Origin of the sequence: Phenylobacterium sp., from assembly GCF_031412415.1 — a bacterium.
Lineage (GTDB): Bacteria > Pseudomonadota > Alphaproteobacteria > Caulobacterales > Caulobacteraceae > Phenylobacterium.
In genome coordinates, this window is the sequence record NZ_JANOCX010000201.1 from 1 (window position 1) to 19,356 (window position 19,356).

Sequence of the window (19,356 nt, forward strand, 5' to 3'; positions counted from 1 at the left end):
CGATCATTTTGCGCCAGATGTCCTCGCCCGACTTCGAGGCGAAGGAATTCGGATCGGCCAGGCTCTCCGTCGTGATCAGGCCCAGCGCCTTCATCGCTTCCATGAACGGCCCGTCCAGCGAGATGCCGTCCCGATGCCGCGCCATCTCGGCGGCCCCAACCCGGATGAGTTTGACCGACTCCATGTGGGTGTCGGGCGTCTGCGTCTCGACCAGCCAGGCGCGCCAGCCGATGTCGATCAAGGCCGCGCGGGCCTTGGCCTCGGTGATCACGCCGGTCGCCAGGCCCGGCCCGGCCGCGGCCCGGGTCATCGCGGCGATCTCCGAGGCGGTCGGGGGAGTCTCCAGGTCGAAGGGTTCGCGATTGGTGTGGCGATGGACGATCTGGTCGAACAGGGGGTGCTTGGCGATCGTAGGGTCGGCGACCAAGCGGACGCGCGCCACGGGGCGGCCGTCGAGGTTTGGCTGCGGCTCGCCTTGCGGCCAAAGAGCGATGTCGGCGCGGCGGCCGATCTGGCCCGCCGCCAGGGTCAGCAACTCCAGGAAGGCGCCGCACCCCATGACGATCTGCCGATTGGGCGGGTCGGTGAACGGCAGCAGGCGTTTCAGATCGGCGAACAGCACAATCTCGTCGGGGGCGGATAGGTCGACCAGCCACGGCTGACGATTGTGCGGATTGGGCGCCAGGATCGCGTGGGCCAGGGCCCAACGGCGCGGATCGGTCTCCCCCACGCCCGGCGAGCGCCAAGCCGCCGCGGGGTCGGGCCCGCCGGCCGCGCATCCGGCCGTCAACAGCGGCCCGCTGGCCGCAAGCAGTTCCAGTACGCCCCGCCTCGTCGGCATCTCGCCCTCCAGATAGCTTAGGTGTCAACTATATAGTTGATGGCTAAACCAAATGCAAGCCGGCGTCATTGTCGGCTTAGGTCCGGGCGGACCGGGCTTCGTAGATCGCCCACTCCAGATGCCGCGCGAAGGCGGCGCGTTCGGGGGGGCTGAGCGCCATGGCCACCGAGGCGTGGCGGCCGGAGATCGCCAGACGCACGGCCTGGACCACCTCGTCCTCGTCCAGCTCCAGGGCGACGCGGGTGAAGGCGGTGGGGCTTTCCCAAACCACCTGGCTGGACCTGGGTGTCTCGCGCATGACGCGAACCTCGCGGGAGGTGACCTGCACGCGTTCGACCCGTTTGGCCGAGGCGTAGCTGGCCAGAAAGGCCGCGATGATCGCCAGCACGTCCAAGCCCAGGAAGAACGGCACCAGGGTCGCCCCCATGGCCAGGAATACGGCCGCGGCGGCGCAGTTGAAGAAGGTGACGATGCAGATCAGCACGATGAACCCCCGCTGCGAGAGCGAGCGGTTGGGGGTGATCACGGCGTCCATATAGACGAGGCCATCCATCGTGCCGCGACCATAGCGGTGTTTGCGGCGCCGCCAAGGCCCCCTCTTGGCGACCGGCGCGACGCGGGCGATGGTCGCCGCGATGGCCAAGCCCGCGACCAAGACCAAGCGCAAACCCCTGCCCCCGGCGGAACGGGCCCGGATCGAGGAGCTGTTCCAACGCTTCCTGTCGCTGGCCGACGACCCACGTACGGAGCTGAACTACGACAGCCCCTACACTCTGGTCACGGCCGTGGCCCTATCGGCCCAGGCCACGGACGTCTCGGTCAACAAGGCCACCGGCAGGCTGTTCGCAGTCGCCGACACGCCTCAAGCGATGCTGGCGCTGGGCGAGGAAGGTCTTATCCCCTTCATCGCCTCCATCGGCCTGTTCCGGACAAAGGCCAAGAACGTCATCGCCGCGGCCAGGATCATCGTCGAGCAACACGGGGGCGAGGTTCCCCTCGACCGCGCGGCGCTGATGGCGCTGCCGGGCGTCGGCCGCAAGACCGCCAGCGTAGTGCTGAACGAGTTGCGCATCGAGCCGGCCATCGCCGTCGACACCCACGTCTTCCGGGTGTCCCACCGCCTGAAGCTGTCGACGGGCAAGACCCCGGACCTGGTGGAGGCCGACCTGATGGCGGTGGTCCCCGAGCCCTATCTGACGCGGGCCCACCACTGGCTGATCCTGCACGGCCGCTACACCTGCGTGGCGCGCCGGCCCAAGTGCGAGGATTGCCCGATGGCGGACCTCTGTCCGTCGAAGCTGTTGTTCGTCGCGACCTAGTTCAGCGAGTGCTTCAGGGCGCTCACCTCGTCGTGATCGGCCTTGATGGAGCCATAGGCGCGCTCGATCGCCTGGCGGGCCGCGGGCGGTAGATCGTCGCCCTTCAGGGCGTGCTCGAACTTGCCCTTGATGAAGTCCTCGCCTCGCTCAACCTCGTTGATCACGGCCTTGTCGTCATGGCCGCCAGTGAGCGCCGCCTTGAGATCGACGAACTTATTGTGCGCCTTGCCCATCAGGGACTGGTCGTCCTCAGGCTCGCCCCCGAAGGTCCGGACCTCGGCCTGCAATTCGCGGGTGATCTCCAGGCGCTTCTGCGAGCGCTGCGCGAACATGGTCTTGTACTGGCTGCTGTCGGCGTTCTCGGCGGCCTCTTTGTACCCGTGAGCGCTGTCGAGGGTGGTTTCGATCAAGCTGTTCAGAACCTTGACGGCGTGATGGTGGGTCGAGTCCATGGCGGGTCTCCTGTTGTTGGCCTGGACGCCTAACCCATCCGGCGCGCGGGCCGTTCCGACAGCTCAGCTCCGTTGCGCTGGGCGGGCCGCCGGCCTTATCTCACGCACATGCACGCTCGCTTGCCGCTCAATCCCCTGCGCGTCTTCGACGCCTGCGCCCGCCATGGCAGCTTCCTGAAGGCGGCCGAGGAGCTCAACATCACGCCCGGAGCGGTCAGTCGCCAGATCAAGGCGCTGGAGACCGAGCTGAGCCTGCGACTGTTCGACCGGCTCAACCGCGCGGTGCGGCTGACGGAGGCCGGCGCCCGCCTGGCCACCGGCGCGCGGCAGGGTTTCACCACCCTGCAGGCCGCGGTGGACGCCGCGCGCTCGAACCGGGACGCCCCGCTGGTGGTGTCGGTCCTGCATTCGGTCGCCGCGCGGTGGTTGGTCCCGCGCCTGCACCGGTTCCAAGAGCGCCATCCCGAGGCGCAGATCCTGGTCGACGCCTCGGACGCCCCCGCCGATCTTGCGCGCGACGGGGTCGATATCGCCATCCGGCTAGGCCGCGGCCCCTACCCCAACCTGCACGTCACCCGACTGTTCGACGTGGTGCTGTTTCCGGTGTGCAGCCCGTTGCTGATCGCCGAGCGCGGGCCGTTCAAGCACCCCGACGACCTGGCCCGCGCCACGCTGCTCCGCGAAAGCCGGCTGGTGCAGGAGGAACCCACCTGGCCCGAGTGGCTGGCGCGCGCCGGGGCGACGCCCGGCGTCGTGGACCCCGAGACCGGGCCGCAGTTCTCCAACACCTACCTTTCCATCGAGGCCGCCCTGGCCGGCCGGGGCGTCGCGCTCGCCGAACGCGCCATGGTGCTGGAAGATCTCGCGGCGGGACGCCTCGTGGCGCCTTTCGACTATCGGCTGGAGACCGCCATCGCCTTCTGGGCGCTCAGCCTGCCTGAGAGGGCCGATCAACCCAGCATCCGCCGGTTCAGGACCTGGCTGCTGGATCAGGCCAAGGCCGATGGCCTGCCTCGCATCAGGTGATCTGAAGTCAACCGAACGGCTCAATGGTCGTTTGTCGAGAAGGGTTGGAAATCCTTATCTACAAGGCATCAACCCCCTGTTGGAGCCTCCCCGTGACCTTCGCTCATCATCCCTCGAAAACAATCAAGTCGGACCGGCTTGTACACGACGTCATCCTTGCGGTGGTCGTGGCGGTTATAGCCGCGCCGCTCCTGCTGGCCGCGCTCGCCTGACACGCGCGGGGGCTTGCCCCCGTTTCTCCCCTCGGCCAAGAGTTCGGTATGGCCGAGGGCGTCCCAGTCTTACCCGGTAGCCGTCGGCCGGTCCGCCGCGGCAAGTTCCAGTGGCCGTTGGCGGCCGGCGTTCTCCTGCTGATCGCCAACCTGCTGCTGGGCGCCTACGCGGCGTTCGACCTCGCCTTCATGCAAGACCTGCCGCCCATGCCCAAGCGCGAGGCCCTATGGGCCATGGGGCGGCCGCCTGGCGTGACGTTCATCGGACCTGACGGCAAGGTGGTCGCCTATCGCGGCCCGCGGCATGGCAAGGCGGTGAAGCTGGCCGAGCTGCCGGCCCATGTTCCGCTCGCCTTCCTGGCCATCGAGGACCGCCGGTTCTACCAGCATGGCCCGGTCGACCTGCGCGCCATCGGCCGCGCCGCCTGGGCCAATCAACGGGCCGGCCATGCCGTCGAAGGCGGCTCGACGCTGAGCCAGCAGCTCGCGCGCACCCTGTTCCTCAAGCCCGACAAGACCCTGCGCCGCAAGGTGCAGGAAGCCATATTGGCTGCGCAGTTGGAGCGCATGCTGACCAAGGACGAGGTGCTGGAGCTCTATCTGAACCGCATCTATTTCGGCGACCGCGCTTATGGGATCTCGGCGGCCGCGACCACCTACTTCGGCAAGCCCGCCTCGGAGCTGACCCTATCGGAGGCCGCCCTGCTGGCCGCCCTGCCCCGCGCGCCCAGCCGCCTGGCGCCGTCGGGCGACCCCGCCGCCGCCTGGGCCCGCGCCCGCGAGGTTCTGGCACGCCTGGCGGAGATGGAATGGATCGATCCCAAGACCGCGCGCGCAGCGGCGGCTGGGCCGCCGCCGGTCGTGATCAAGGACGCCATGAGCCGTGAAGGCGATCTGGGCTGGGCGCTGGACGCCGCCCACGCCCAGGCGTTGGTCTTGGTGGGCGACGACGTGCCCGACCTGATCGTCCACGTGACGGTCGATCCGGCCGCCCAGACCAAGGCCGCGACCATCCTGCGCGGCGCCATCGCCCGCGAGGGCCGGGCGCGGGGCGCGCGCCAGGCCGCCCTGGTGGCCCTGGCTCCCGACGGGGCGATCCGCGCCATGGTCGGCGGCGTGAGCCGCGACACCGACCGCTTCAACCGGGTGATCCAGGCGCGACGGCAGCCCGGTTCGGCGATCAAGCCCATCGTCTGGGCCGCGGCGCTGGAACATGGGGTCCGCCCCCTAGACCACCGTCCGGACACCCCGATCCGGATCGGCGGCTGGCGGCCGCAGAACTATGGCGGCGGTTACCGCGGCGAGGTCAGCGTCCAGACCGCGCTCGTCCAGTCGATCAACACGGTCTCGGTGCGTCTGGCCCGGGAGACCGGCTTCGACGAGGTCGGGGCCCTGGCCCGCCGCTTCGGCCTGGTGGAGACCCCAGCCCACCCCCTGCCCTCCCTGGCGCTCGGCGCCTACGAGGTCAGCCCCCTGCAACTGGCGGCGGCCTACCAGGTGCTGCAGAGCGGTGGCGGCCAGAGCCGGCCCTACCTGATCTCCAGCATTTCCGACGCTCGCGGCCGGCTGCTCTATGCGCACCCCGCCAGCGCGGCCATCCCGATCTATCCCGTGTTCGAGTCCGGCCAGATGGTGCGGATGATGCAGGGAGTGATCCACTCCGGCACCGCCAAGGGCGCGGGCTTCGGCCGCCCGGCGGCCGGCAAGACCGGCACGAGCCAGGATCACCGCGACGCCTGGTTCGCGGGGTTCACGCCCGATTGGCTCTGCGTCGTGTGGGTGGGCAATGACGACAACCGGCCCATGGCGCGGGTGACCGGCGGCCAGATCCCGGCGACCATCTGGCGCAGGTTCATGGTCGAGGCCCACAAGGGCCTGCCCGTCCGCGACTTCGACTGGTTCCCGGCCCTACTGCCGCCGGAGATCCACGAGCCGCCCCGGCCGCGTGTGGTTCCGGTGCGCCATACCGAGCGTGCGCGGTCGCCAGACAGCCTCAGGCTCGCCGACGTTTCCGCCAACGAGCCCGATTGGTCTGAAATTCCGTACTAGGTGATCCGCTTGACGCTCACCGGGTCGCTGGACGGGAAGCTCTCTTCCAAGGCCTCGTCCAGCAAGGCTTCCTGACGGTCTTCGGCTTGGCCTTCCTTGTGGGCCAGCTGGTCATGCTTTTCGCCCTCGACCAGGGGCTCGACCTTGCGCGCGTGGGGCGCGAAGCTGTTGTGCTCGGCGGCCGAGGTCTTGCCGTCCGTCGCCTCCGGCGTCTTCGCCTTCGGGGTCTCTTGGTTGAAGATCGCCATGGGTCTGTCCTCCGAAACTAGACCATGAGAACTCGCGGGTGAGGGAGGGGTTGCAAGGCGAGCGCCAAACCGTTGCCCCGACAGCCTTTTCCCTGTAGTCAGCCGGCCACCGTCCTTCGCGAAAGCTGACCTCCCCACATGCCAGACCTCTACGACGTCGCCGCGATCGGCAACGCCATCGTCGACGTTATCGCGCCGGCAACCGACGCCTTCCTCGCCGAGCAGGGGATGGACAAGGGCGCCATGATGCTGGTCGACGAGGCGCGCAGCGCGGCCCTCTATGCCGCCATGGCGCCGGGCCTGGAGGCCTCGGGCGGGTCGGCGGGCAACACCATCGCCGGGATCGCCTCGTTCGGCGGCCGCGCGGCCTTCCTGGGCAAGGTCGCGAACGACCAGCTCGGCCAGGTCTTCACCCACGACATGCGCGCCATCGGGGCCCATTTCGACACCGCCCCACTGATCGGCGGCAAGGCGACGGCGGTCTCGATGATCAATGTCACCCCCGACGGCGAGCGGACCATGTCGACCTTCCTGGGCGCCTCGACCGAGTTCGCCGCGGACGACATCGATCCCGTCGTGATCGAGGGCGCCAAGATCGTCTACCTCGAGGGCTACCTGTTCGACGCCGAGTCCGCCCGGCGGGCCTTCGCCAAGGCCGCGGGCCTGGCGCGCGCCTCGGGCCGGATGATCGCCATCACCCTTTCCGACGGCTTCGTGGTCGAACGCCATCGCGAGGCCCTGCTGGGCTTCCTGGAGACCCAGGTCGACCTGGTGTTCGCCAACGACACCGAGATCATGGCCCTGTTCCAGACAGACGACTTCGACTCCGCCGTCGAGCAGCTGCGCGGCAAGGTGAAGATCGCCGCCATCACAAGAGGCGCCCAAGGTTCGGTGATCACCGCCGGCGGGGAAACCTTCACCGTCGAGGTGTTTCCGGTGGAGAAAGTCGTGGACACGACGGGCGCTGGCGACCAATACGCAGCCGGGTTCATGTACGGGCTCGCGACGGGCCGGCCGCTCAATGTCTGCGGCCAGTTGGGTTCGCTCGCGGCCGCCGAGGTGATCTCGCATTACGGCCCGCGTCCGCTGGTGTCCCTGAAGGACCTGGCGGCGGCGAAAGGACTCTAGATGGCCCGCACGGCGGAAGTCGTCCGCAACACCAAGGAGACCCAGATCACGGTTCGCGTCGATCTGGACGGCTCTGGCGTGTCCGATGTCGAGACCGGCGTCGGCTTCTTCGACCACATGCTGGACTCGTTCGCCCGCCACGGCGGCATCGACCTCTATGTCCGCACCAAGGGCGACCTGCACATCGACTTCCATCACACGGTGGAGGACACCGGGATCGTGATCGGGCAGGCGGTGGCCAAGGCTCTGGACGGGTTCAAGGGCATCCGGCGGTTCGGCCACGCCTATATCCCCATGGACGAGACCCTGACGCGCTGCGCCATCGACCTCTCGAACCGCGCCTATCTGATCTGGAAGGTGGCCTTCAAGACCCCGAAGATCGGCGAGATGGACACCGAGCTGTTCAAGGAGTTCCACCACGCCTTCGCCATGAACTGCGGCGCCTGCGTGCATCTCGAGACCCTCTACGGCGACAACAGCCACCACATCGCCGAGAGCGGCTTCAAGGCCCTGGCCCGCGCCCTGCGCACGGCCGTGGAGCTCGACCCAAAAACCCATGGTCACGCTCCGTCGACCAAGGGCGTGCTCTAGGATCAAACCTATGCAGAGCGTCGCCCTGATCGACTACGGGTCGGGCAATCTCCGCTCGGCCGAAAAGGCTCTCGTCCGCGCGGCGGACGGGGCCGCGGAGATCCGTGTCACCAGCGACCCCGCCGTCATCCTGGCGGCCGACCGCATCGTCCTGCCGGGCGTCGGCGCCTTCGCCGCGTGCATGCGCGCCTTCCAGGCGAGGCCCGGGCTGGAAGAGGCGCTGAACCAGGCCGTCCAGGAGAAGGGGCGGCCATTCCTTGGCATCTGCGTCGGAATGCAGCTCGTCGCCACCCGCGGCCTGGAGTTCGGCGAGACCAAGGGCCTGGGCTGGATCGGCGGCGACGTGCGCCGCATCACCCCCGCCGACCCCGCCGCCAAGATCCCCCACATGGGCTGGAACACCCTGATCGATCCGCACGGCCCGCCGCCCATCGCGGGCGTCGGCGCGGCGCCGATGTACTTCACCCACTCGTTCGCCTTCTATCCCGACGACCCCGCCGACGTGGCGGCCTATGTGGACCACGGGGGAATGTTCCCCGCCGCGGTCGCCAAGGCCAATGTGGCGGGCGTACAATTCCACCCTGAAAAGTCGCAGAGCGCCGGGCTTGCCCTCCTGGCGCGGTTCCTGGAGTGGCGACCGTGATCCTCTATCCCGCCATCGACCTGAAGGACGGCCAGTGCGTGCGCGTCCTGCACGGCGACCTTTCGACGGCCACCGTGTTCAACACCTCGCCGGCCGCCCAGGCCGCCAGCTTCGTGGAGGCTGGATTCCACTGGGTCCACGTCGTGGACCTGAACGGCGCCGTCCAGGGCCGGGCGATCAATGAACAGGCCGTCGAGGCGATCCTCCAGGCTGTCTCGATCCCCATCCAGCTCGGCGGCGGCATCCGCAACCTCAAGGATATCGAGCGCTGGATCGAGGCCGGGGTCAGCCGGGTGATCCTGGGCACCATCGCGGTGACCAAGCCTGAGGTCGTGAAGGAGGCCGCCCTGCTGTGGCCCGAACAGATCGCGGTCTCCGTCGACGTCCGGGCCGGCAAGGTGGCGACACAGGGCTGGACCGAGAGCTCCGACCTCGACGCCGTCACCGTGGCCAAGCGGTTCGAAGACGCGGGCGTGGGCGCCCTGATCATCACCGACATCGACCGCGACGGCACGGTCATGGGCTTCAATGTCGAGGCTTTCGGCGCCATCGCCGACGCGGTGGCGATCCCGGTGATCGCCGCCGGCGGCCTGGCCAGCGTTCAGGACATCGTCAAGCTGAAAGCGCGCTCGGGCGTTCCGATCGCCGGCGCGGTCCTGGGCCGGGCGCTCTACAACGGGGCCATCTCGCCCGAGGAAGCCCTTAAGGTCGCCGCCTGATGCTGAAAGTGCGCGTCATACCGTGCCTGGACGTCAAGGACGGCCGGGTGGTGAAGGGCGTGATCTTCGTGTCCCTACGCGACGCCGGCGATCCGGTGGAGCAGGCGACGGCCTATGACGCCGCAGGCGCCGATGAGCTGATGTTCCTGGACATCACCGCCAGCCACGAACGGCGTGGCGCGATACTGGACGTCATCGCCCGCACCGCCGACGTCTGTTTCATGCCGCTCAGCGTCGGCGGCGGCATCCGCCAGGTCGAGGACGCCCGGCGCCTGCTGCTTGCCGGGGCCGACAAGATCAGCGTCAACACCGCCGCCGTCGAGAACCGCGACCTGATCAGCGCCTGCGCCGACGCTTTCGGCAGCCAGGCCGTGGTCGTGGCCATCGACGCCAAGCGCTCACCCCAGCAAGACGGGGGACAGGACTGGCGCGTCTTCACCTATGGTGGGCGCACCGACACCGGCCTCGATGTCGTGGCGTATGCGGTCGAGGCCGTGAAGCGCGGCGCGGGCGAGATCCTGCTCACCTCCATGGACCGGGACGGCGCCAAGACCGGCTACGATCTCGACCTGCTGAGGGCGGTGACCAGTACGGTCAATGTGCCCGTGATCGCCTCGGGCGGCGCGGGAAACGCCCAGCACATGGTGGAGGCGGTGACCAAGGGCGGCGCCGACGCCGTCCTGGCGGCCTCGATCTTCCATTTTGGCGAGGTCTCGGTTTCCGAGGTCAAACAGGCGATGGACGCCGCCGCCATTCCCGTCCGCATGGTGGAGCCCGCATGAGCCGTTTCTCCGAGACCCTCGACCGCCTGTCGGCCACGATCGAGACCCGCCGCGGGGGAGACCCCGACAGCTCCTACACCGCCAAGCTGCTGTCCGAGGGCCTGGACCGATCGGCCAAGAAATTCGGTGAAGAAGCGGTCGAGACCGTGATCGCCGCCATGCAGGGCGACAGGGATGGCCTGGCCGCCGAGAGCGCCGACCTCATCTATCATTGGCTGGTGCTGTTGGCCCGCTCAGGCGTCAGCCTCGACGAGGTCGCCGCCTGGCTGGAGAGCCGCGAAGGGCGCTCCGGACTCGAGGAAAAGGCCTGGCGCAACAAGTCGACCTAGGTCTCCACGACGAACCTTCGCGCCCGCCAGCCGTTCGCTCCCCTTAGCCAAGGAGCGTTCATGCAAGCCCCCACCGAGTCCCCGCCGGCCTTCACAGAGACCCTGAGCCGCGCCCTGTCGGGCGACGAGGCCATGCGAAACGGCCTCGTGGCCCTGGTCGGGGCATACTCGGTCCGGGTCATCGTGGCGGTGCTGATCCTGGCGCTGACCCTCTGGGCGTCGAGACGGGCCGCGGACCTGGTGGGCGCCGGCGTCGCGCGTTTCCATGTCCGCGCGCATCCCGGCGACACCACCTTGCAGAACCTGGCGTCCACGGTGGCGCGCTATGTGGTGATCGTCATCGGCTTCATCGCGGTTCTGCAGCAGATCGGAGTCCAGGCGACCTCGGTGATCGCGGTCCTGGGCGCGGCGTCGCTGGCCATCGGCCTGGCCCTGCAGGGCACGCTGGGCAATGTCGCCGCCGGCGTGATGATCCTGCTGCTGCGGCCCTATCGCATCGGCGACAAGGTCGAGCTCAACGGCAAGCAGGGCGTCGTGAAAGGTCTCGACCTCTTCAACACAGAAGTCGTCGACTATGACGGCCTGACCATCTTCTTCCCGAACGGCAAGGTGTTCGGCGACACCATCGTCAACATCACCCGGCTGGGCCGGCGTCGATTGGAGATCGTGGTGGGCATCGACTACGACGACGACGTCGATGTCGCCATAGCTCTGATGCTGGAGCTCGCCGGGGCCGACAGGCGCGTCCTGGCCACCCCCGCGCCCTGGGCCAAGGTCACCGCCCTGGCCGACAGCAGCGTGAATGTGACCCTGCGATGCTGGACCTCACCGGACGACTGGATGAACACGCGCTTCGACCTGCTCAAGCTGATCAAGCAGGCCTTCGAGGCTCGCGGTCTCTCGTTCCCATATCCCCATCAGGTCTCGATCGAGAAGACCCCTAGGTCGGAGCCGTTCGCGGCGTGACCCAGAGCTGGTCGGCTGGCCTGTTCAGCACCTTGGCTGCGGCGGCGTGCAGGCTTGGCGGAGCCAGCTTGCCGGACGTCGCCGCCGCCAGCATCCAGGCCTCCAGGTCCCCGCCCGTTCGGTCGTAGCCGTCGGCCTTGAGCAGGCCGTAGAGACCGGCCGCCAGGACGTGCATGCCCTGGTCGCCCTTGGTCCATCGCTCGGCGGCGGGGCGCACCACATAGCCCACCCGCTCCTGGATGATCTGGTCCAGGGCCTGGCAAGTGTCCTCGTTCAGGATGCCGTCCAGCGTGTTGTAGCCCGTGCCCTTGTCCTTCTCCGCCAGGATGCGGGTGAACAGGGCATCCTTTTCCAGGACCGCCAGGCAGGCCTTGGCCGTGGGCCCCGCCATGTCGAACGGCGGATGCAGGATCTCGTGCGCGGCGGTCAGGACCATGACCTGATCGCTGGCGCCCACATGGGCGATGAACCTCTGGCCCTGGACCCTGACGCCGTGCGGGCGGCAGAACCAGGCGAGGTCGATCTCGACCTGTGGATCCAGTTCACGGCCCAGCAGACGCTCCTGCTCGGCGATGATGTCGAGGCGGGCGAGCAGCGGGGCAAGGTCGGCCTTGCGCTTGGCGACCGCGGCTTGCGCCAGGTCGCGCCGGAACTCAACGAAGCCTGCGTCGCGAAGCCCGCTCAGCACGATCCGCAGGCGCTCGCGACCGGCCAGGAAACCGTCCCAGTCGGCGGGGTCCCAGTAGGCGCTGGCCTGCAGGGGTGGTTTCAGGACGGTCTCGGCCGCATCGAGGCTGGCCAGCACGTCGCCCAGGGTCGCGACGGGCCCGCCCGAGAAGACGAGCGCCAACCCTGGCCACAACAGGCCGCCGGCGGCGTCGCTGCCGGCGTGCAGGCTCATCAAGGCCTCCGTCGTCGCCGGCGAAAGCCTGGGTTTGAAGGCGGCGATCTCGGCCTCGTAATACCGGGCGTAGAACGGCTTTCCCGAGAGCGGGCCCAGGAAGGCGAGGGCGTCCAGGCCCTCCGAGCTGTTCACGATCCAGCGGGTGCGCGGTGGCGCCGCGGACTGCGCCAGGGCGGGTGCGGCGAGCAGGGCCAGGGGCGCGGCCAGGAGGGTTCGTCTAAGCATGGGCCCAGCATGGCGGGGGCTCAGGCGGCGGTCTTGTATCCAGTTGACGCGCGCCGCCAGACGCCGGGCGCCGATCCGGTCAGGTCGCGCACGGCGCGGCTCATGTGGGCCTGGTCGGAAAAGCCGGCGTCAAGCGCGAGTTCGGCCAGCGACGCGCTACCGTCGATCGCGCCACGGAGTGCGCGGCGAGCCCGGCACTCGTGGCGAAATCGCTTGGGGCTCACCCCGAACGCCCGCCCGAACCCCCGCGAGACGGTTTCCGCCGCCAGGCCGTGGGTCTCGGCCCAGGGGCCCAACGCCAGACCCGGATCGGCCGCCAGGTCGCGCGCCAGCAGGTCGGGCCAGTCCAGGACTTGACCCCCAAGCGAGGTCAGGCTCGCCCGCAGCAGGGCGGCGGCGGCGATCCTGTCTCGCTCGGCCATTCGCACCACGACCTCGGGGTCGGCGAGGCGTCCGAAACCGCCGGGCAGGCCGTCGATCTCCAGGTTCAGCACCTCGGCCCCGCTAGGGGCCACGGCGTTCAGATGCGCGTCGAACATCTCGTGGATCGCCACGTCGCCGGGGACCAGCCGCCGCCGACCGCCCTCGCCCGCCTCCTCGTAGCCGCCTCGCAGCACGAGGGCGACGTAGGCGTGTTCATGCCGGTGGCGGTCGATCCGCTCGCGCGGCGGCAAGCACTGACGGACAGGAGGGTCGGCGATCATGGTTCGCTTTTCGCCCAGGGCCGCGCGCGCGCCAAGTTAAGCCTGGCTCATCCGTCGGGCAGCACCAGCACGTGGCGCGTCCCCGGGCCTTCGGCGCGGGTGAGGATGGCGCCGCCCTGGCGCGCGAAGCTCTCCACCAGCCGGCGACCCAGGCCGGCGCTCTTGATCTCGGCGTCCGGGGGCATGCCGACGCCATCGTCGGCCACGGTGAGCTCCAGGCCGATCTCGATCCGTTTCAGACGCACCAGGATCGTGCCCGTCCGATCGTCCGGAAAGGCGTACTTCGCCGCGTTGGTCACCAGCTCGTTGACCACCAGACCCATCGCCACCGCCCGGTCTCGGCTCATGGAGCCGGTCTCCAGCTCGCAGGTCAGCCGCACCGCCCCGGTCAGCAGCAGGCTGTCGGCGAGGTTCTCGCAGAGATCTCGCAGATAGGCCGCCAGGTCGATGGCGCCGACGGCGTCGCTGGGCGAATAGAGATAGGCGTGGGCCTGTCCCATGGCGTGGACCCGACGCAGGGCGTCGGCGAGGGCGGCCTCCGTGCCGGGGTCGACCGCGCGGCGGCGTTGCATCTCCAGCAGACTGGCCACCATCTGGAAATTGTTCTTCACCCGGTGGTTCAGCTCGCGCAGCAGCAGGTCGCGGACCTCCAGCTTCGCGGTGCGGTCGTCGCCGGCCGCGCTCGCCACACGCCGGAACACCTCGGCCAGCCCGATCACCAGCAGGGCCGAAAAGGCGCTCAGCACCATCGCGGCGCCGTCGTCGGCGCTGAGCGGGCCGAACCGGGCCGGCGGGAGGATCGAGTACCAGACCGCGATCAGCAGCACCGACAGCGCGCCGAGCCCCGCGCGCCACCCGGCCAGCAAGGTCGCGGCCAGCACGGCGGGGGCGACGAAGACGAAGGGCGCGATCTGGGCGGTGAACAGCTCCACGGTGAGCCGCAGCACCCCCGCGCCAGCCACGCAGGCCGCCGCGCTGGCGACCTCGACGATCCATCGAGGCGCCAGACCGCTCAGCCGATCCGATAAGTTCAGGTCGCCCGGCCCTCGCATGGCCCATAGCGTTCCGCATCGGGGCCAACGAGGTCAAGTTTGGATTCGCCTGGGAGGCGAACTTTCTGTCTCGGCATACTTAATGCCGTCGACGTCGGCGCCAGCGTGAATTTCTTGCGATCACAAGACCTTGGGGCTCGACCCAAACCCATCCGCGGCCGCATAGTCACCGCGTGATCTCGCCCTTTTTCCACGCCCTGAGCGTTCGCGACCGCCAATGGGGCCGCGTTGCGATCATGCTGGGCACGGCTCCGGTGGCCGGGGTGCTGATCAGCTTTCCGGTGATGATCGCCCTGTTCGCCCTGGGCGGCGGCGAGCCTGAAGGCCCCAGGCTGCAGCGCTCGGCCCTCTTCGTTCTGCAGACGGCCCTGGGGCTCGGATCCCTGGCGGCCGGCGTGGTGCTGACCGCCTGGCTGATCTTCGGGCGCCCGGTCGCCACCTGGGTCACCGCCGCCCCGAGGTTTCGCAAGTCGCTGCTGGTGTTGGGCGCCGCGGCCACCCTGCCGGCGGTGGGCCTGCTCATGGCGATCGACGCCCTGGCCTTCGGCGCGACGCCGCAGTTGCCGATCCTTGACGCTGTCGGTCTCGACCTCAAGCTGGGCTACGTCTGCGCCGTTGTCGTGGGCCTGCTCGTGGCCGCGGCGGCCGAGGAGGTGGTGTTTCGCGGCTATATCCTGCAACAGACCGCCGCCTTCACGCGCAACGTCTGGGTTATCGTGGGGCTGAACGGGGTGCTGTTCGCCCTCTTCCACCTGGAGTTCGATCCCTCGGCCCTCGCCGCCCGAGCCCTGGCGGGCGCGGCCTTCGCCTGGGCGGCCCTGCGCCTGGGCGGTCTGGAGTTCGCCATCGGGGCGCACCTGGCGACCAACCTGATGCTGGCGCTGTTCCAAGCCCCCATGCTGCCGGACGATCCGGCGGCGAGCGGCGGCCTCGACGAGGTGCTGGGCGAGGTGGCGCTGGCCGCCTACACGGTGGCGATCGTGGAAATTCTGTATCGGCGCCGGCGCGACCGGGCGGAGGCTATTTCTTCTCCAGCATGAGTTGGCCTTCCTTCTTCAGGCGGCCCTTCACCTTGTCGGCGATCATCGCGAAGAACGGCGGCAGATCGACCTCCATCTTCACCACATCCTCCAGAACATCCAGGCGACCGGACACGGCCTGACCCACCACCTTGGCGGCGAAGCTCAGGCGGTCGCCTTCCCAGGCGTGGGTCATCTTCACCCCTTCGCCGAACTGCTGAAGAATACGGCCCATGCCCTCCTCGACACGCTTGCGGGCTTCGGCGCGGCCGAGGTCGTGGGGGATGCTGACGGTGACGGGCTTGGCCATGGGATCTCCTCCGGGTCGGACGCCTATAACGCCCAGATAGGATAATGGCGCCAGGGCATCAGCCCCGCGCCTTGCGTTTCAGCGCCACATAAAGCGCCCCTTCGCCGCCGTGACGGCGATGAGCCTCGGAAATGCCGGCCACCACATCGCGCAGGCCGGGCGCGGCCAGCCACTCCGGCGTGCGCCGGCGCAGGACGCCGTCGCCCTGCACCCCCTTGCCGGTGATCACCAGCACCGCGCGGGCGCCCTCGTCATGGCTGCGCCGCAGGAAGGCCTCCAGCGCCGCCCGGGCGCGATCCTGGGTCATGCCGTGCAGGTCGATCCGCCCGCCGATCGGCTCGCGCTCCTTGGCGATGCGATGCTTCCGGCGGGGCTCGATGTCCTTGTCCCGATCCTCGGCGGCGGCGCGAAGCCGGGCCAGGCCTGGACGTCCGGCCGCCTCGCCCACCTGGAACGCCGCGCCGTCCCAGCGTGGGGCGGGTTGGCTCTTCGCGGGGGGCGGCGAGGGGGCCGCGGTCGGGGGCTCGCCCATGGTCGGCGTCGGTGAGATGGCGGGCTTGCGGCCAGGCAAGGGGTGGATGGTGGCCGCCACCATTGACCACAGCCGGTGCTCGTCGGGCCGGATGGGCCGCTTCACCGCCCTGGACCGACCTTGGGAACCAGCCGATGCATGCGGAGGGTGTGGCGCACTCGTCCAGCCTCGGTCCCCGCCTGCGGTCCCTGGCCCAGATAGAGATCGGCCCGGACCGCGCCCTTGATCGCGCCGCCGACGTCCAGGGCCACCACCGTGCGGCGGTAGCTGGGGAAGGCGCCGCTGAGCGTCGGGGCCACGCCGTCGATGAAGAAGACCTCGCCCAGGCTGTTGCGTGAGACATCCACGGCGATGGCGCGGCCTGGGGGCAGGGGGATGCCCGCGGCCCCCACCGGTTGGCGTCCGTCGTCCGGCGCCAGGCTGAAGAACACGTAGCGGGGGTTCAGCGCCATGACCTCCGCGGCCTCCGGGCCCCGATGGTCGGCCAGCCAGGCGCGGATCGCCTCGCCCGAGGTGTTGCTGGCCGCCAGCAGCCCGCGATCGCGCATGGGGTTGGCGATGCCGGCGAAGGGCAGGCCGTTGGTGGCGGCGAACACCGCCTTCAGCCGCCGGCCGTCGGGAAAGGTGAGGACCCCCGACCCCTGAATCTGTAGGAAGAATTTCTCCTCCGGCCGCATCCAGGTCAGGGCCGGTCCGCCGCTTTGCGCCTCGATGCGCGCGCGATCAGGATAGGGGGCCAGCTTGCCGTCAGGGCCGCGCTTCATCGCGTCCTTGGCGCCCGGCCCGGAGGTGACCAGGTCGGCGGGCTTGGGCCGCAGGGCCGCGGAAAACTCCGCGTCCGGCCGGTCGCGGGCCTCGTAGACCGGCGAGAAATAGGCGGTCAGCACCCCTTCGCCATCCACCAACTCAGGCCGGAAGTTATCCTCGAAGAACCGACGCGCGGTGTCGGTGGCCAGCGGCCCGGTCGCCCGGGCGCGTCGGCAGATCTCCGATAGCGAAGGATCGCGGGCGACGCCGCAGGTGGTGCGGAAGGCCTCAAACGCCGCGGCGTGATCATCCTGCGCCCAGCCGGGGATCTCCGCGAAGGTCTCGATCCGCGCGGGCGCCGGCGCTGGGACCTGGGAGGGGCGTGAGGCGGCGGGCGGCGGGGCGGGACCCAGCATCGGTTTCGGCTTGGTGGCGCAGGCCGAGACGGCCATCATCAACACGACGGCGCCAAGCGCGCGCCAGGACCGGCGGGGCGTGAGTCTTCGGGCCAAGGTCACCCCTCTGCGAAATGGTCGGAAGGGTGGCCCTAGGCCTCGGCGGCGTCGACGTGAACCAGGATCCAGTTGGGATCGCGGCTCTTGAGATTGCGTTCAAAGGTCCAGAGCTCGGCGGTGCGCTTGTCGTCCACCGCCTCGCCCTCGGGCCCCTTGGACCGGCTGCGGAACTCGGCCAGGAACCGCACGGTGATGCGGGCGGCGTCGCCGACCAGCTCGGCCCGCTCCATGTCGGCGCGGGGCGCGTGCAGGAATTCGACCGTTTCTGTCGAGCCGGCCGCCTCGCGGGCGTCGATGCCGGCCTCGAAGCTCGACATCACATTGGGCGCGAGCAAGTTTTTCAGGGTCTCGCGATCGCCGGACGCGAAGGCGCGGACAGTCATCTCGTAGGCGCCCTTGGCGCCGGCGAGGAACCGCGAGAGGTCGAAACTCGGGTCGCGGTTCTTGATGGCCGGCAGGCCGGTCAGGCCCACGCCGTCATCGGGGGCGTCCAGAAGGGGCGGGGGCGGCGCGCCGCTGACGGCGGCCGGATCGGCGGCGGCGTCCTCGGGCTGGCGGCCCACGCGACGGCCCAGCACCGAATAGAGCTGGTACAGCACCACGGCAGCGAGGCCGGCGAAGATGATCAGCTCGAGAACGTTGGACAACGGTTATGGCTCGTAGAAACGTGGAAGGCTCAATATAGGACAGCGCAACGCCCCCGTCAGGGGCGACGTTGCATCGGCTTAGGCCACATGATAGCAGCCCGCGCCACAAACAGGACGTGAATGGACGTCCGATCAACCGGATTTTCCTGAACATGACCGATACCGACGTGGCCCCCGAGACCAATGGCGCCGATCTGGAAGAGCCCGGGATCCGTATCCTGGCCCAATTCATCCGCGACCTGTCGTTCGAAAACCCGCGCGCGCCGGAGACCCTGCGCACCCAGAGCGCCGGACAGCCGCAGATCGACATGGGCGTGGAAATGAACGCCCGTGGCCGCGAAGACGGCCTGTTCGAGGTCGACCTGAAGCTTTCGGCCCGCGCCACCCGCGAGGACGGCCCCGTCTTCCATGTCGAGCTGCTGTATGGCGGCGTGTTCCAGATCACCGGCGTCGCCCCGGCCGATATCGAGCCGGTCCTGCTGGTGGAGTGTCCGCGCTTCCTGTTCCCCTTCGCCCGCCGGGTGATCGCCGACGTGACCTCGGACGGCGGTTACCCGCCCTTCCTGCTGGACCCGATCGACTTCGCCGGCGTCTACGCCGCGCGCAAGGCCGGCGGCGAGATCCAGGGCCCGGTGATGGGGAACGCCTGACACCAGTTGTCCCTCCTCATTGTGGGGAGGGAACCTGCCTAAAGCCCGTGCTTCTTCCAGAGCTCGTCGCTCTTCACGACCTCGCGGATGAAGCTGGCGTGCAGTTCGCGCTCCGCGTCGGTTGAGCGAAAGGCGAGGGGTCGGGGCCGCGCGCCGTAGGCGCTCTGGGTGGCGATGGCGACCGCCTGGGCCAAGGCTTGGCTGGTGGTCAGTTCCAGCCGCCGCTCACGGCCGCCCTTGAGCTCAAGATAGACCGCGGCCAGCAACCGCGCGTCGATGAGCGCGCCGTGCTTCTCGCGGTCGGCCAGCGAGATCTTGAACCGCTTGCACAGGGCGTCGAGGCTGTTGTGCATCCCTGGAAACCGGGTCCGCGCCAGGGCCAGGGTGTCCACCCACCGGTGTTCCGGGATGATCTGGCGGCCGCAGACGGTCAGCTCGTGGTTCACGAAGGCCCGGTCGAAGCCGGCGTTGTGGGCGATGATCGGGGCGTCGCCGACGAATTCCAGGAAGGCGTGGTGGATTTCCAGGTCGGCGAACTTGGGTTTGCCGCGCAGGAAGTCAATGGACAGGCCGTGAACCTTCTCGGCCTCGGGCGGCATGTCGCGCTCAGGGTCGATATAGACGTGGAAGGTCCGGCCGGTCGGGACGAAATCCTCGATCTCCAGGCACGCGAGCTCGACCAGCCGATGGCCCAGGTGCGGCTCGAAGCCCGTGGTTTCGGTGTCGAGGACGATCTCACGCGCCAT

General features: G+C 69.2%; 23 protein-coding genes and 1 pseudogene. 12 read left to right on the forward strand and 12 right to left on the reverse strand.

The window, feature by feature from the left end; translation table 11 throughout:
* Together RMO04_RS09715 and RMO04_RS09720 are read right to left on the reverse strand one after the other, a co-directional pair.
* Positions 1-841 (reverse strand): annotated as a pseudogene (locus RMO04_RS09715) (hypothetical protein); the annotation flags it as partial.
* Positions 842-917: 76 nt separating this feature from the next.
* A complete protein-coding gene (locus RMO04_RS09720; RefSeq protein ID WP_309644582.1) occupies positions 918-1,502 on the reverse strand; it encodes a DUF2244 domain-containing protein in 585 nt (194 codons plus the stop codon).
* Here RMO04_RS09720 and nth point away from each other — a divergent pair.
* On the forward strand, positions 1,465-2,160 hold the full coding sequence (gene nth / locus RMO04_RS09725; protein WP_309644583.1) for an endonuclease III: 696 nt from the start codon (positions 1,465-1,467) through the stop codon (positions 2,158-2,160). The two genes, RMO04_RS09720 and nth, sit on opposite strands and share 38 nt — an antisense overlap.
* On the opposite strand, the gene RMO04_RS09730 is transcribed toward nth, so the two are convergent.
* Complete coding sequence (locus RMO04_RS09730; RefSeq protein WP_309644584.1) at positions 2,157-2,612, reverse strand: PA2169 family four-helix-bundle protein; 456 nt, start codon at positions 2,610-2,612, stop codon at positions 2,157-2,159. The genes nth and RMO04_RS09730 overlap by 4 nt on opposite strands.
* Positions 2,613-2,720: 108 nt before the next feature.
* Between RMO04_RS09730 and gcvA the strand changes: the two genes are divergently transcribed.
* A complete protein-coding gene (gene gcvA / locus RMO04_RS09735) occupies positions 2,721-3,638 on the forward strand; it encodes a transcriptional regulator GcvA (protein WP_309644585.1) in 918 nt (305 codons plus the stop codon).
* 260 nt (positions 3,639-3,898) lie between these two features.
* Positions 3,899-5,899: a PBP1A family penicillin-binding protein gene (locus RMO04_RS09740; protein WP_309644586.1), complete on the forward strand. Its 2,001-nt coding sequence runs from the start codon at positions 3,899-3,901 to the stop codon at positions 5,897-5,899.
* Here the strand turns inward: RMO04_RS09740 and RMO04_RS09745 are convergent.
* On the reverse strand, positions 5,896-6,147 hold the full coding sequence (locus RMO04_RS09745; protein ID WP_309644587.1) for a hypothetical protein: 252 nt from the start codon (positions 6,145-6,147) through the stop codon (positions 5,896-5,898). The two genes, RMO04_RS09740 and RMO04_RS09745, sit on opposite strands and share 4 nt — an antisense overlap.
* 138 nt (positions 6,148-6,285) lie before the next feature.
* On the opposite strand from RMO04_RS09745, the gene RMO04_RS09750 reads away from it, so the two are divergent.
* Genes RMO04_RS09750 through RMO04_RS09780 form a run of 7 tightly spaced genes read left to right on the forward strand, consistent with a single transcriptional unit; the run spans position 6,286 to position 11,305 of the window.
* On the forward strand, positions 6,286-7,275 hold the full coding sequence (locus tag RMO04_RS09750; protein WP_309644588.1) for an adenosine kinase: 990 nt from the start codon (positions 6,286-6,288) through the stop codon (positions 7,273-7,275).
* A complete protein-coding gene (gene hisB / locus RMO04_RS09755; RefSeq protein ID WP_309644589.1) occupies positions 7,276-7,866 on the forward strand; it encodes an imidazoleglycerol-phosphate dehydratase HisB in 591 nt (196 codons plus the stop codon).
* A 10-nt stretch (positions 7,867-7,876) separates the two neighbouring features.
* On the forward strand, positions 7,877-8,509 hold the full coding sequence (gene hisH, locus RMO04_RS09760; protein ID WP_309644590.1) for an imidazole glycerol phosphate synthase subunit HisH: 633 nt from the start codon (positions 7,877-7,879) through the stop codon (positions 8,507-8,509).
* Positions 8,506-9,228: a 1-(5-phosphoribosyl)-5-[(5-phosphoribosylamino)methylideneamino]imidazole-4-carboxamide isomerase gene (gene hisA / locus RMO04_RS09765; RefSeq protein ID WP_309644591.1), complete on the forward strand. Its 723-nt coding sequence runs from the start codon at positions 8,506-8,508 to the stop codon at positions 9,226-9,228. The genes hisH and hisA overlap by 4 nt, the downstream gene beginning before the upstream one ends.
* Positions 9,228-10,010: an imidazole glycerol phosphate synthase subunit HisF gene (gene hisF / locus RMO04_RS09770; RefSeq protein ID WP_309644592.1), complete on the forward strand. Its 783-nt coding sequence runs from the start codon at positions 9,228-9,230 to the stop codon at positions 10,008-10,010. The genes hisA and hisF overlap by 1 nt, the downstream gene beginning before the upstream one ends.
* Positions 10,007-10,339: a phosphoribosyl-ATP diphosphatase gene (locus tag RMO04_RS09775; protein ID WP_309644593.1), complete on the forward strand. Its 333-nt coding sequence runs from the start codon at positions 10,007-10,009 to the stop codon at positions 10,337-10,339. The genes hisF and RMO04_RS09775 overlap by 4 nt, the downstream gene beginning before the upstream one ends.
* Positions 10,340-10,399: 60 nt before the next feature.
* The gene (locus RMO04_RS09780; RefSeq protein ID WP_309644594.1) at positions 10,400-11,305 is read left to right on the forward strand and encodes a mechanosensitive ion channel family protein; all 906 of its coding nucleotides are present in this window, start codon (positions 10,400-10,402) and stop codon (positions 11,303-11,305) included.
* Here RMO04_RS09780 and RMO04_RS09785 read toward each other — a convergent pair.
* Genes RMO04_RS09785 through RMO04_RS09795 form a run of 3 tightly spaced genes read right to left on the reverse strand, consistent with a single transcriptional unit; the run spans position 11,280 to position 14,190 of the window.
* Positions 11,280-12,434 carry a hypothetical protein gene (locus tag RMO04_RS09785; RefSeq protein ID WP_309644595.1) on the reverse strand — a complete coding sequence of 385 codons (1,155 nt, stop codon included), beginning with the start codon at positions 12,432-12,434 and terminating at the stop codon, positions 11,280-11,282. The two genes, RMO04_RS09780 and RMO04_RS09785, sit on opposite strands and share 26 nt — an antisense overlap.
* A 20-nt stretch (positions 12,435-12,454) precedes the next feature.
* Positions 12,455-13,138, reverse strand: coding sequence for an AraC family transcriptional regulator (locus RMO04_RS09790; protein ID WP_309644596.1), 684 nt, complete (start codon positions 13,136-13,138; stop codon positions 12,455-12,457).
* A 47-nt stretch (positions 13,139-13,185) separates the two neighbouring features.
* Positions 13,186-14,190, reverse strand: a complete 1,005-nt coding sequence (locus tag RMO04_RS09795) for a sensor histidine kinase (protein ID WP_309644597.1) — start codon at positions 14,188-14,190, stop codon at positions 13,186-13,188.
* 173 nt (positions 14,191-14,363) lie between these two features.
* Here RMO04_RS09795 and RMO04_RS09800 point away from each other — a divergent pair, with 173 nt between their 5' ends.
* Positions 14,364-15,230 (forward strand): CPBP family intramembrane glutamic endopeptidase, encoded by an 867-nt coding sequence (locus tag RMO04_RS09800; protein WP_309644598.1) that lies wholly within the window; start codon positions 14,364-14,366, stop codon positions 15,228-15,230.
* On the opposite strand, the gene RMO04_RS09805 is transcribed toward RMO04_RS09800, so the two are convergent.
* The 4 genes from RMO04_RS09805 to timA are packed head-to-tail and all read right to left on the reverse strand — an operon-like array spanning position 15,211 to position 17,960.
* Complete coding sequence (locus RMO04_RS09805) at positions 15,211-15,519, reverse strand: polyhydroxyalkanoic acid system family protein (protein ID WP_309644599.1); 309 nt, start codon at positions 15,517-15,519, stop codon at positions 15,211-15,213. The two genes, RMO04_RS09800 and RMO04_RS09805, sit on opposite strands and share 20 nt — an antisense overlap.
* A 58-nt stretch (positions 15,520-15,577) precedes the next feature.
* Positions 15,578-16,156 carry a Smr/MutS family protein gene (locus tag RMO04_RS09810; RefSeq protein ID WP_309644600.1) on the reverse strand — a complete coding sequence of 193 codons (579 nt, stop codon included), beginning with the start codon at positions 16,154-16,156 and terminating at the stop codon, positions 15,578-15,580.
* Positions 16,153-17,310 carry an MltA domain-containing protein gene (locus RMO04_RS09815; protein WP_405041481.1) on the reverse strand — a complete coding sequence of 386 codons (1,158 nt, stop codon included), beginning with the start codon at positions 17,308-17,310 and terminating at the stop codon, positions 16,153-16,155. Before RMO04_RS09815 ends, RMO04_RS09810 begins: the two co-directional genes overlap by 4 nt.
* A gap of 35 nt (positions 17,311-17,345) precedes the next feature.
* Positions 17,346-17,960: a TIM44-related membrane protein TimA gene (timA, locus tag RMO04_RS09820; protein ID WP_309644601.1), complete on the reverse strand. Its 615-nt coding sequence runs from the start codon at positions 17,958-17,960 to the stop codon at positions 17,346-17,348.
* A gap of 152 nt (positions 17,961-18,112) precedes the next feature.
* Here timA and secB point away from each other — a divergent pair, with 152 nt between their 5' ends.
* Positions 18,113-18,610 carry a protein-export chaperone SecB gene (gene secB / locus RMO04_RS09825; RefSeq protein WP_309644602.1) on the forward strand — a complete coding sequence of 166 codons (498 nt, stop codon included), beginning with the start codon at positions 18,113-18,115 and terminating at the stop codon, positions 18,608-18,610.
* 38 nt (positions 18,611-18,648) lie between these two features.
* Here the strand turns inward: secB and dnaQ are convergent, their stop codons facing one another.
* Positions 18,649-19,356, reverse strand: a complete 708-nt coding sequence (dnaQ, locus tag RMO04_RS09830; RefSeq protein WP_309644603.1) for a DNA polymerase III subunit epsilon — start codon at positions 19,354-19,356, stop codon at positions 18,649-18,651.

Excerpts from the sequence above, each read along its gene's own strand:
- nth (WP_309644583.1), top strand. The coding sequence starts at position 1,465 with ATGGTCGCCGCGATGGCCAAGCCCGCGACCAAGACCAAGCGCAAACCC.
- RMO04_RS09730 (WP_309644584.1), bottom strand. The coding sequence starts at position 2,612 with ATGGACTCGACCCACCATCACGCCGTCAAGGTTCTGAACAGCTTGATC.
- gcvA (WP_309644585.1), top strand. The coding sequence starts at position 2,721 with ATGCACGCTCGCTTGCCGCTCAATCCCCTGCGCGTCTTCGACGCCTGC.
- RMO04_RS09740 (WP_309644586.1), top strand. The coding sequence starts at position 3,899 with ATGGCCGAGGGCGTCCCAGTCTTACCCGGTAGCCGTCGGCCGGTCCGC.
- RMO04_RS09745 (WP_309644587.1), bottom strand. The coding sequence starts at position 6,147 with ATGGCGATCTTCAACCAAGAGACCCCGAAGGCGAAGACGCCGGAGGCG.
- RMO04_RS09750 (WP_309644588.1), top strand. The coding sequence starts at position 6,286 with ATGCCAGACCTCTACGACGTCGCCGCGATCGGCAACGCCATCGTCGAC.
- hisB (WP_309644589.1), top strand. The coding sequence starts at position 7,276 with ATGGCCCGCACGGCGGAAGTCGTCCGCAACACCAAGGAGACCCAGATC.
- hisH (WP_309644590.1), top strand. The coding sequence starts at position 7,877 with ATGCAGAGCGTCGCCCTGATCGACTACGGGTCGGGCAATCTCCGCTCG.
- hisF (WP_309644592.1), top strand. The coding sequence starts at position 9,228 with ATGCTGAAAGTGCGCGTCATACCGTGCCTGGACGTCAAGGACGGCCGG.
- RMO04_RS09775 (WP_309644593.1), top strand. The coding sequence starts at position 10,007 with ATGAGCCGTTTCTCCGAGACCCTCGACCGCCTGTCGGCCACGATCGAG.
- RMO04_RS09780 (WP_309644594.1), top strand. The coding sequence starts at position 10,400 with ATGCAAGCCCCCACCGAGTCCCCGCCGGCCTTCACAGAGACCCTGAGC.
- RMO04_RS09785 (WP_309644595.1), bottom strand. The coding sequence starts at position 12,434 with ATGCTTAGACGAACCCTCCTGGCCGCGCCCCTGGCCCTGCTCGCCGCA.
- RMO04_RS09790 (WP_309644596.1), bottom strand. The coding sequence starts at position 13,138 with ATGATCGCCGACCCTCCTGTCCGTCAGTGCTTGCCGCCGCGCGAGCGG.
- RMO04_RS09795 (WP_309644597.1), bottom strand. The coding sequence starts at position 14,190 with ATGCGAGGGCCGGGCGACCTGAACTTATCGGATCGGCTGAGCGGTCTG.
- RMO04_RS09805 (WP_309644599.1), bottom strand. The coding sequence starts at position 15,519 with ATGGCCAAGCCCGTCACCGTCAGCATCCCCCACGACCTCGGCCGCGCC.
- secB (WP_309644602.1), top strand. The coding sequence starts at position 18,113 with ATGACCGATACCGACGTGGCCCCCGAGACCAATGGCGCCGATCTGGAA.
- dnaQ (WP_309644603.1), bottom strand. The coding sequence starts at position 19,356 with ATGGCGCGTGAGATCGTCCTCGACACCGAAACCACGGGCTTCGAGCCG.